Annotated in this window: 7 protein-coding genes; 2 read left to right on the top strand and 5 right to left on the bottom strand. The window is 66.0% G+C overall.

What is annotated here, in order from left to right:
- Window positions 1–134: 134 nt before the first annotated feature.
- The 5 genes from hemN to MTBLM5_RS08060 form a co-directional block, all read right to left on the bottom strand.
- On the bottom strand, window positions 135–1,484 hold the full coding sequence (gene hemN, locus MTBLM5_RS08080; protein ID WP_173975446.1) for an oxygen-independent coproporphyrinogen III oxidase: 1,350 nt from the start codon (window positions 1,482–1,484) through the stop codon (window positions 135–137).
- Between the two features lie 82 nt (window positions 1,485–1,566).
- A complete protein-coding gene (locus MTBLM5_RS08075) occupies window positions 1,567–2,013 on the bottom strand; it encodes a hypothetical protein (protein WP_173975442.1) in 447 nt (148 codons plus the stop codon).
- A 53-nt stretch (window positions 2,014–2,066) separates the two neighbouring features.
- Window positions 2,067–4,490 carry a PAS domain-containing sensor histidine kinase gene (locus MTBLM5_RS08070; protein ID WP_173975440.1) on the bottom strand — a complete coding sequence of 808 codons (2,424 nt, stop codon included), beginning with the start codon at window positions 4,488–4,490 and terminating at the stop codon, window positions 2,067–2,069.
- Window positions 4,487–7,447: an ATP-binding protein gene (locus MTBLM5_RS08065; RefSeq protein WP_173975438.1), complete on the bottom strand. Its 2,961-nt coding sequence runs from the start codon at window positions 7,445–7,447 to the stop codon at window positions 4,487–4,489. Before MTBLM5_RS08065 ends, MTBLM5_RS08070 begins: the two co-directional genes overlap by 4 nt.
- Before the next feature lie 8 nt (window positions 7,448–7,455).
- Complete coding sequence (locus MTBLM5_RS08060; protein ID WP_173975436.1) at window positions 7,456–8,391, bottom strand: TRAP transporter substrate-binding protein; 936 nt, start codon at window positions 8,389–8,391, stop codon at window positions 7,456–7,458.
- Window positions 8,392–8,619: 228 nt separating this feature from the next.
- On the opposite strand from MTBLM5_RS08060, the gene MTBLM5_RS08055 reads away from it, so the two are divergent.
- Complete coding sequence (locus MTBLM5_RS08055; RefSeq protein WP_173975434.1) at window positions 8,620–9,060, top strand: Rrf2 family transcriptional regulator; 441 nt, start codon at window positions 8,620–8,622, stop codon at window positions 9,058–9,060.
- 119 nt (window positions 9,061–9,179) lie between these two features.
- On the top strand, window positions 9,180–9,959 hold the full coding sequence (locus MTBLM5_RS08050) for a response regulator (RefSeq protein WP_173975432.1): 780 nt from the start codon (window positions 9,180–9,182) through the stop codon (window positions 9,957–9,959).
- Window positions 9,960–9,981: the final 22 nt, after the last annotated feature.

Below are 9,981 nucleotides of genomic sequence, written 5' to 3'. Positions count from 1 at the left end.
GGGGAAAGCGAAACGCCCGGATCGAGGGTTCGATCCGGGCGCAGGTGTGCTGGTGGCGAAATCGCTTATAGCGCGGTTTCTTCGAAGGCGTCAATCACGTTTTGTTCTTGTCAAAGGCGTTGGTGCGGCTGTGCCTACACCGCCCGGGAATGGCGCTGTTCGCCCTTCTTCAGATAGCGGTCGAACACCGCCGCCGCGGCGCGCACCAGGGTTCGGCCCTCGTCGGTGACGGTGATGCGTCGGCCATCGACCACCACCAGCCCGTCTTGCGACAAGGGCGCCAGGTTGGCCAGCTCGCCCTCGAACTGGGCGGCGTTGGCGCCGTGGCGGGCGCAGACCGCGTCCAGGTCGATTTCCAGGTCGCACATCAAGGTCATGATGATGTCGCGGCGAAGTTGGTCGTCGGCATCGATGGCGACGCCGCGCGCGGTGGCCAGGCGGCCCTGCTTGATGGCATCCAGGTAGAAATGGGTTTCGCCGACATTGGCGACATAGCCTTGCGGCAGCATGCCGATCCCCGAGGCGCCGAAGCCGATCAGCACGCTGGCCTCGTCGGTGGTGTAGCCCTGGAAGTTGCGATGCAGGCGCTTTTCCTTCAAGGCGATGGCCAGCGGGTCGTCGGGGGCGGCGAAATGGTCCAGCCCGATCTTGACGTAACCCAGTTCCTCCAGCCGGGCGGTTCCCTGCTCGTACTGGGCCCAGCGGGTCTCGGCGTCGGGCAGGGCGGCCTCGGGGATCAGGCGCTGGTGCTTCTTCATCCATGGCACATGGGCATAGCCGAACAGGGCGATGCGGCGCGGCCGGAACCCATGCGCCTTGTCGATGGTGTCGAGCAGGCCGTCGATGGTCTGGTAGGGCAGTCCGTAGACCAGATCCATGTTGATTTCGGGCACGCCATGGGTGCGCAGCCAGTCGATGACGTTGGCGGTGACGTCATAGGGCTGGATGCGGTTGATCGCTTCTTGCACCTTGGGGTCGAAATCCTGCACGCCGATCGAGGCGCGGGTGACGCCGGCCTGGGCCATCGCCTTGACATAGGTCTCGTCGGCGGTGCGCGGGTCCAGTTCGACCGCGATCTCGGCGTCGGGCTTGATGACGAAGCGGCTCCGCAAGGTGTCGATGGTGCGGACGAAGTCTTCTGGCGTCAGGATGGTCGGGCTGCCGCCGCCGAAATGGACGTGGCGGGCGGTCATGCGGGTGGGCAGGCGGTCGGCGACCAGCCCGATTTCGCCCAGCAATCCGTCCATATAGGCGGCGACGGGGGCGTATTTGCGGGTGATCTTGGTGTGGCAGCCGCAGAACCAGCACATTTCGGCGCAATAGGCGATGTGCACGTACAGCGACAATTCGGTCGCCGGGTCCAGCCCTTCCAGCCACTGACCGTATTGTTCGGGACCGATGCCAGGATGGAAATGCGGCGCGGTGGGATACGACGTGTAACGGGGCACTCGCAAATCGTACTTGGCCGACAAATCGCGTCGCATCATGGGGTCCTTCGCAAAAACTCAAGGCCAGACCCTAACCCCGACGGCCGACCATTTCAACAATGGGGCCGGTAGGGCTATTTCAGCGGCGGCCGCCGACGCCTCGCAAGATGTCGATGATTATTCCGGTGGCGGCCTCGACCAGCACGACGTCGTCGCCCACCTGGCTGCGCTTGTAGCCCCGGGGCAGGCGCGACAGCTTGCGTTCCAGCTCGCCCGGCAGGTCGCGGCCCTGCAGGCCGGGCGGCAGGGTGTCGCGCTTGGCCAGGCCGGGCGGCAGCTCGTCGCGCTTGGCCAATCCGGGCGGGGTCTTCTTCTGCTTGTGGCCCTTGCGGTCGTCCTCGCCGGTCATGACCCGCTTGCCCAGGCGGAACCATTCCTCGATCTCGCGACGGTCCTGGGCGGTGAAGCCCTCTTCGGCGCGGTTCAGGACGGCGCGGCCCAGGTCGGCGGCACTTTCCGCCCGGGCGGAAAGAGGGGAAAGCGCAGCCAGGATCAGGGCCGCCAGCGGAACAATGCGCATCATCATCACCATCCTCTCTGTCCGGAACTGACGAATCCTAGGCCATCCATGTGGCAACATCACGGCGTCTTCAGAAGCATCGAGGCCGGGAACCACAAGGTGACGGTGGTCCCGCCGCCCAATCGGCTGTCGATGCCCAGCCGGCCGCCATGCAGTTCGATCAGCTTGGCCGACAGCGGCAATCCCAGGCCCGCGCCTTCGAACCGCCTGACCAGGCTGGAATCGGCCTGGCCGAACGGAGCCAGGATCTTGGACAGGTCCGCGGGCGCTATACCGATGCCGTTATCGGCCACCCGCACCGCCAGCCCGTCCTCGACCAGTTCGGCCGTCAGGCGGACCTGGCCACCGGTGGGAGTGAACTTGATGGCGTTGCCCAGGATATTGACCGCCGCCTGCTTGATCCGGCGGGCGTCGCCGGTCATGTCCGGCAGATCGTGGGGAATGCTGGTCGATAGCGCCACGCCGGCCACGCTGGCCCGTTCGCGGACCAGACCGATGCAATTGTTCAAGGTTTCGCAGGTGGCGACGCGGTCGCGCCGCAGCACGATATGACCGATATCGATGCGGGCGATGTCCAGCATGTCGTTGATGATCTGCAGCAGATGGCGGCCGGATTCGTTGATGTCGTGGGCATATTCGCCATATTGCGGCGTCCCGATCGGTCCCAGCAGCTCGTTCTCGATGATCTCGGAAAAGCCGATGATGGCGTTGAGCGGGGTGCGCAGTTCGTGGCTCATGGTCGCCAGGAACTCGCTTTTCGAGCGATTGGCCAGTGCGGCGGCATCGCGCGCTTCCAGGGTCGCGTGTTCGGCCTGCAGGCGCTGGGTGACGTCGTGGAATGCCGCCAGCATCGCCGCCGATCCGTCGGGGCTGGGCAGGGGGATGGTCGTCACCTCGTAGGTCAATGGGCTGCCGGCCGGTTGCCATTCGCCGCCCGCCGGCAGCACCTGGCCGAAATAGTCCTGCGCCTTGCGTCCGGCGATCGGTCCGAACGCGGCTTCCAGAGCGGGATTGCCGTAAAGCATGGTGTCATCGCCGTCGATCAGGGCGATGCCGTCGCGGATCGACGCCAGGATCTGGCGCAGATGGGCGTGTTCGTGTTCCAGCGCCTGGCGGAGTTGATGGACCTCGGTGACGTCTTCCTTCAGGGCGATATAGCTGTCGATGTCGCCGGCACCGTCCTTGACCGGGGCGACGGTCATCTTTTCGCGGTAAAGGGTGCCGTCCTTGCGCCGGTTGACCACCTCGCCGCGCCATTCCTGGCCGGCACGGATGGTCTGCCACAAATCCTCGTAGGTTCCCGGCACCACCTGGTCGGATTTCAGCACGCGCGGATTCTGGCCGATCATTTCGGCCCGCTCGAAGCCGGTCATGCGGGTGAAGGCGGGGTTGGTGTATTCGATGTCGCCCTTGGTGTCGGTGATCATCACCGCCACCGGGCTTTGCTCGACGGCGCGGAACAGCTTGCGGGCCTCTTCCTGCCACAGGACGGCCCGACGCTCGCTGCGCCTCAGGGTCTCGAGCGAGAAGGCCACCAGCAGGACCGTGCCCGCCAGCACCAGATAAAAGGTGGTGCGCGTCTCGGACAATGCGCCGCCGATCACCGCCTCGACATCGGCCTCCAGCCGGGTCTCGGCCCGCTCGACCAGATCGCGCATGGCAAAATGGGCGCGGTGCCAGGTTTCTGTGTCGGCGGCGCGCAGCTTGCCGGCCAGGGCCAGGCGGTGCAGCCGATCGATTTCCTCGGGGACCGGGCCGCGCACCAATTCGGCGAAGATGTGGGCCTGAGCGGCGGGGGCGTGGTGGCGGAAGGATTCGGTGAAGGCATTGCGCTCGGCGCGCGCCTCGGCGAACAGGCCGACCATCTCGCGGTCGGCCGCTCCTTGCGCGATCATCGCCGCGCCGATGGTCCGCGCGCGTTCGATGCGATCCTGGACGCTGCCCAAATCCATGTAGGCGGCGATCAGGTTGGTCAGTTCCAGCGGGGCTGAATTCTCGGCCATTCGATCCGCCGCGGCGATGACGACCGAATAGTTCTCGATGGCGGTGCGCAAGTCGCCATTGCCATCGACGGCGGCGCGCGCCCGATCGATCAGCTCGGTCGGCAGTCCCTTTTCCGAGGTGGCGTCGGCTCCCTTCCGCGCGTGCCGCGCCAGCCCCTGATACTCGGCCAGTCGGTCGTTGACCCGCTGGCGCTGCTCGACCAGCGTGGGAACCCAAGACGTGGTCAGGCCGCTCATGGCCTGGGTGGACAGGCTGCGCTCGGCTTCCAACTCGCGGGTCAGCGCCCGCGATGAACGGGCCAGTTGCGCCACCTTCAGCAGGTCCGAATTGCGGCGATAATCCTGCAGGCGGTCGTTGACCATCATCACCGAGAAGACCACCAGGGCCACCATCGGCGCCAGGATGGCCACCACCAGCCGCGCATGGCCAAGCCAGCCTTTGGCGCTGGCGAGTCGGAACGACAGGCGCGACGGCTTCATGGTCGCGGCTCCGACGGATTGGGCGAACCGGCCGTGGTGAGAAGGGCCAGGGCCTGGCGCAATTGCATCATGTCCACCGGTTTGGTCAAGAACCCGTCCATGCCGCAGGCGATGCATCGTTCGGCCTCGCCGCCCAGGGCGTTGGCGGTCAACGCCAGGATGGGGATGCGGCCGCCTTGCTTGAGCTCTTCGGCGCGGATCTCGGCGGTCAGTTGCAGGCCGTCCATCACCGGCATGTGGCAGTCGGTGATGATCAGGTCGAACTTGCGGCGGCGCCACAGGTCCAGGGCGGCGGCGCCGTCTGCGACCATCTCGGGATGATGGCCCAGAATACGCAGCTGGCGAAGGATGACCTGCTGGTTGACCGGGTGGTCCTCGGCCACCAGAATCGACAGACCGGTGTCGGGCGGCGGTGCGACGGCTGCGGGCTGGGGCTCGGGCGGCGGCATGGCGGCGACGGTCGGGTGGGGGGCGGTGACCTTGGCGATGGCCGCCGCGACCGCGTCCGGATCGATCGGCCGGCCCAGGAAGCCCCGGCAGCGGGGAAAACGTTCCAGCAGCGGATCGTCGGGGGAATCGAAGCTGTCGCGGATCAGCAACAGCGGGGTATCCGCCAGGCTGGCGAGCTCGCCCAGATCGCGGCCTTCCAGGGTCATCACCGCCACCCCGAACGGCGCCCGGGTGTTGACGGCCTTGGCCGAGGCGGCCAGGGCGCCGGCCATTTCCGAAACCCGCACCACGGCGGCGCCGGCTTCCTCGGCGGCGCGGGCGATCATGGTCCGTTCGGCGGCGTCACGGGCGACCACCAACACCCTGACCCCCATCAGGTCGATCGGGGGCGGCGGGGCTTGGTCCGGGCTGGACGCCACCGGGAAGTCGAGATCGATGACGAAGGTCGATCCCTGACCCTGATTGCTGAACAAGGCGATCCGCCCGCCCATCAGATCGACCAGCCGGCGGGTGATCGACAGGCCCAGGCCGGTGCCGCCGAATCGCCTGGTGCTCGAGCATTCCCCTTGGGTGAAGGGCCGGAACAATGACGGCTGAACATCGTCGGGAATGCCGATGCCGGTATCGACGACGCGGATGCACAGGCCGACGCGGCCCTGGGCATGCTCGGTGCGGACGGCGAAGACCCGGACCAGGCCCTGCTCGGTGAACTTGATGGCGTTGCCGACCAGATTGAACAGGATCTGGGAAAGCCTGGCCGGGTCGGCCAGGATCAGCGCCGGCAGGGCCGGGTCGGCAAAGGCTTCCAGCACCAATCCCTTCTTGGCGGCGGCTCCATTCAGGGTTTGGATGACGCCGTCGATCACTTGGGCCGGCGACACCGCGCGGGTCTCCAGCTCCAGCCGCCCGGCCTCGATCTTCGAGTAATCCAGCACGTCGTCGATGATCGACAGCAAAGCCAGGCCCGACTGGCGCACGGTCGCCACCAATTCGGCCTGGTCGGGCGACAGCGGCGAATGGGTCAGCACTTCCAGCATGCCGACAACGCCATTCATCGGCGTGCGGATTTCGTGGCTCATCGCCGCCAGGAACGCAGACTTGGCCTGGTTGGCGGCCTCGGCCGCTTCCTTGGCAAGGGTCAGTTCACGGATGGCACTGTCGCGATCGCGGGTGGCGTGGTGGAATTTCGACAGCACGCGGTTGAAGACGGCGGCGATCTCGGCGGTCTCGCCGCTGACGGCGGCCGGGACCAGCGGCCGGGCGAAGGGGGCGCCATGCTCGTGGGCCTCGATCTGGACCAGAAGATCTTGCAGGGTGCGGCGCTTGGCCTCGGCCTCGCGGGCAAGGTCGCGCGCCTGTTCGGTTTCCAGGCGGGCCTTGGCCAGGGCATCGCGACGAAAGACCTCGACCGTGCGGGCCATCGCCGCCAATTCGTCGGGCAGGTCGGCGCCTTCGATCTCGCCGCTCCAGTCGCCGCGCGCCCCGGCCTCCATGCGTTGGCGCAGACGCTGAAGGGGCTGGCGGATGGATTGGCCGATACTCCAGCTGGCGATCGAGCCCACCACCAGCAAAATCAATCCCAGGATCGCACCGGTCAGGCCAACGCGGACCAGCAGCCCTTTCGACTGGCTTTGCAGCATGACCTCGCGGTCGTGTCCCTGGGAAACGACGCGGTCGACCACCAGTGCCATCGTCGCCTGGTTGGAATCGACCTCGTTGGCCAGGGTGGCCGCGCGCAGGCCATAGGTGTCGGCGATGGCCTGGGTGGCGGCGTCGATGGTGGCCAGACGCCGGCCGATCACCTGCAGCGAATCGCGCTGCAGGTCGGTGGCGGCCAATTCGACCAGGATCGGCACGGTTTCGGCCACCCGGCCCAGTGCTGCCCGGGCCGGGCGGCCTTGGGCGGGATCGCCGGTGAAATAGAAGGTGTTGACGGCGATCAGGGCTTCGACGAAATGCTCGTGCGACTTGACCAGCGCCGGTTCCAACAGGCTGCCGGGCCGCGAGCGCACCGAGGCGTTCAGGATCGAATAAAGCCCCGACAGTTCCTTGGCCGACTGCAAGATGTCGGATTCGTAGATGCGAGAGATTTCCGCGTTGATCGCTTTCAGGCGCTGAAAGCCGGCGACGAACCGGCGTGCCGCGTCGGTGATTTGCGCGAGCTCGGATGGCCCGACGGTTTGGGCCAGGGTGGGATCGGCCAGGGCGGCGAACAGGTCTTCCGAACGGCGGATGATGTCCTTCAGCGCTTCGTCGGAAGGCGAGTTGAGATATTGGCGGATCTGGCTTTGCAGTCGGCCCGACTGGGCGTCGATCGCGGTCAGCTGGTGGATGCGGCCCTGGACCAGGCGCAGTTCATCAAGGTCGGCGCCCACCAGGGCGGCACCTTGCCACGCCAGCAGGCCGATGGCGATCACCACCACGGCATTGAGCCCCACCACCAGCGGAATGCGCCAGCTGATCGGCAAGAACCTGATCCAGTGGCTGATGGCGAGGGGTTTGCCCATGGCGCCGCCTATCTGGTCGCCTGGATGCGGCGCACCAGGTCCTTCAAGGCGGGTGTCGTGGCAAAACGGTCATAGACCGGCCGCATGGCGGCTTGGAAAGGCGCCTTGTCCACCGCAACCGGGACGATGCCGGCATCGGCCAGGGCTTGGGCCGCGACCTTCTCGCGCTCGGCCCACAACCGGCGCATCTCGGGGACCGAATCGGCGGCGGCCTGGCGGATCAGGGCGCGATCGGCGGCCGGCAACTGGTCCCAGACCCGCTTGGACATCATCAAGACCTCGGGCGCCATCACATGTTCGGTCAGGGCGTAATGCCCCGCCGCCTGATAGTGGCCGGCGTCATGGTAGGACGGCAGATTGTTCTCGGCGCCGTCGATCAGTCCGGTCCGCAAGGCCACCGCCACCTGACCATAGGCCAGCGGCGTCGGCCTGGCCCCCAAAGCCGCCACCATCGCCTCGGCCAGCGGCGATTGCTGGACGCGGATGCGCAGGCCCTTCAGGTCGGCCGGGCGCTGGATCGGCTTGTCGCGGGTATAGAACGACCTGGCCCCGGAATCGTAATAAGCCAGCAGGACGAAACCATGCGCCTCGAAGGCGCGGCCGATTTCGGCTCCCACCGGGCCATCGACCACCTTGTGCATATGCGCGGCCGAGTTGAACAGGAACGGCAGCGAGGCGACGACGGTTTCCGGAATGGTGGCGTTCAAGGGCGTCAGGTTGACCCGGGTCATCTCCAGCGCGCCGGCCAAGGTCTGCTGGATGGTTTCGACCTCTTCCCCCAAAACCCGCGAGTGAAAGATTTTCAGGGTCAGGCGCCCGTTCGAGCGCTCGTCCAGAAGCCGCCCCATATGCTCCAGCGCCTGCACCGTGGGATAGGCCTGGGGATGGGTGTCGGCGACGCGCAGCTCGCGGGCGCCGGCGCTGGCCGCCGACAAAAAGCCCATCAACGCGACACACGCGGACCAGAGATAAGGCACGACTTTGGACACCACCGTCCCCCAGCACTGGCAACTTCTTCTGTTGTATCCCTGCAAGCAGCACAAAGAAAGGTTCTATGGAGGCTGGAATCGTTCTACCGCATGGGTGGCATGCCGATCTTGGCATTGACCGCGCATCTCAACTAATAGAAGATCGCCCGGCTGTGAACGCGGGGGAAAGCGAATGGCGGGATTATGCGTCTGACATTGCATACCGACTATGCCTTGCGGGTTCTGGTTCACGTGGGCCTTCGGCCCGGGGCACTGACCACCATCAACGACATCGCCGCCGAACATGCGATCTCGAAGAACCATCTGACCAAGGTGGTTCATCAGTTGGGGCGCGCCGGCTATCTCGAGACGGTGCGCGGCAAGTATGGCGGCGTGCGCCTGCGGATCGACGCAGCCTCGATTCGGATCGGCCAACTGGTCCGTCAGGTCGAGGACGATTTCGCCTTGGCCCGTTGCATGCGTGACGCGCCGGACGAGGCTTGCCTTCTCGATTCCTCGTGTGTCGCCCGTCACGCTTTTTCCGAAGGGCTCGACGCGTTCTTCACCTCGCTCGACCGCTATACCCTGGCCGACATGATCCAGGCCGAAAAGGGCAAGCCGAATTGCAAGGCCGCTTGCGGCTGAGCCGAGCCGGCGTGGCCCGCATTTTCCAGACTGCTGCACGGCGAATTCTGGGGCAGGACACCCGGGCCTTGGCCGTGTTATAGAGCATCCCTGGGATTCGTTCGAGTTCGGGGGAGTGAATGTCCGCTTTTGATACCGTCGATAACGAAAATGAACGCCGCGTCGTCGCCGAGTTCCTCGAGGAGCTGCGCGATACTGCCAGTGCCTTGCAGGTTCTCTTGGGGAACTTGCGCTCGAAAAGCGTGACCGCCGAAGAAGGCCTGGCCACCTTGAAGCGCGACGCCAGCAGCCTGCGCAGCAACGCCCAGGCCCTGAACGTGCCGTTGATCAAGCTGGTGACCCACCGCCTTGACGAATATCTGGCCGACCTGAAGGTCCTGAGCGAGGGCGACCTTGACGCCATTCAGGTCTATATCGACCGCATCGACAAGCTGGCCGACGGCGACGATTCAGGTGCCGACATGCCGGCGGTGGCTCGCGCCTTGCCGGCCAAGCGCGCCGTCGACATCGATTTCGGCCCGATCGTCCAAAAGAATATCGAGGTCATGCTGGTGGTCCCGGAAAAGGCCATGAGCCGGATCGTCGAGCGCGAACTGGCCGCCTGCGGCTATCGCACCTCGGTCGTGCGCAATCCGTTCGAAGCGCTGGAAATGGTGGTGCACACCAAGCCCGACATGGTGGTCGCCTCGATGGAGCTGGGCAGCCTTTCCGGCGTCGATCTGGGCTGCGCCCTATCGGCGATGCCGGTGACCCAGGGAACTCCGTTCGCCTTGTTCACCAGCTACGCCTGGGGACATCCCAAGCTGGCCGGCCTGCCGCCGCGCGCGGCGCTGATCCGCAAGGGGCCGCAATTCGGCGACGATCTCGCCGAATGCCTGTCGCGCTTCGGAATCACCTGACCGGCATATCTTCCGAGATCTT

This window comes from Magnetospirillum sp. LM-5 (genome assembly GCF_902729445.1).
Taxonomy (GTDB): Bacteria; Pseudomonadota; Alphaproteobacteria; order Rhodospirillales; family Magnetospirillaceae; genus Magnetospirillum.
Note: the sequence above shows the minus strand (reverse complement) of the source record. Positions and strands in the feature narration are given on the sequence as shown.

Coding starts and splice junctions, on each gene's coding strand:
- MTBLM5_RS08075 (WP_173975442.1), bottom strand. CDS start 2,013: ATGATGATGCGCATTGTTCCGCTGGCGGCCCTGATCCTGGCTGCGCTT.
- MTBLM5_RS08065 (WP_173975438.1), bottom strand. CDS start 7,447: ATGGGCAAACCCCTCGCCATCAGCCACTGGATCAGGTTCTTGCCGATC.
- MTBLM5_RS08070 (WP_173975440.1), bottom strand. CDS start 4,490: ATGAAGCCGTCGCGCCTGTCGTTCCGACTCGCCAGCGCCAAAGGCTGG.
- MTBLM5_RS08055 (WP_173975434.1), top strand. CDS start 8,620: ATGCGTCTGACATTGCATACCGACTATGCCTTGCGGGTTCTGGTTCAC.
- hemN (WP_173975446.1), bottom strand. CDS start 1,484: ATGCGACGCGATTTGTCGGCCAAGTACGATTTGCGAGTGCCCCGTTAC.
- MTBLM5_RS08050 (WP_173975432.1), top strand. CDS start 9,180: ATGTCCGCTTTTGATACCGTCGATAACGAAAATGAACGCCGCGTCGTC.
- MTBLM5_RS08060 (WP_173975436.1), bottom strand. CDS start 8,391: ATGGGCTTTTTGTCGGCGGCCAGCGCCGGCGCCCGCGAGCTGCGCGTC.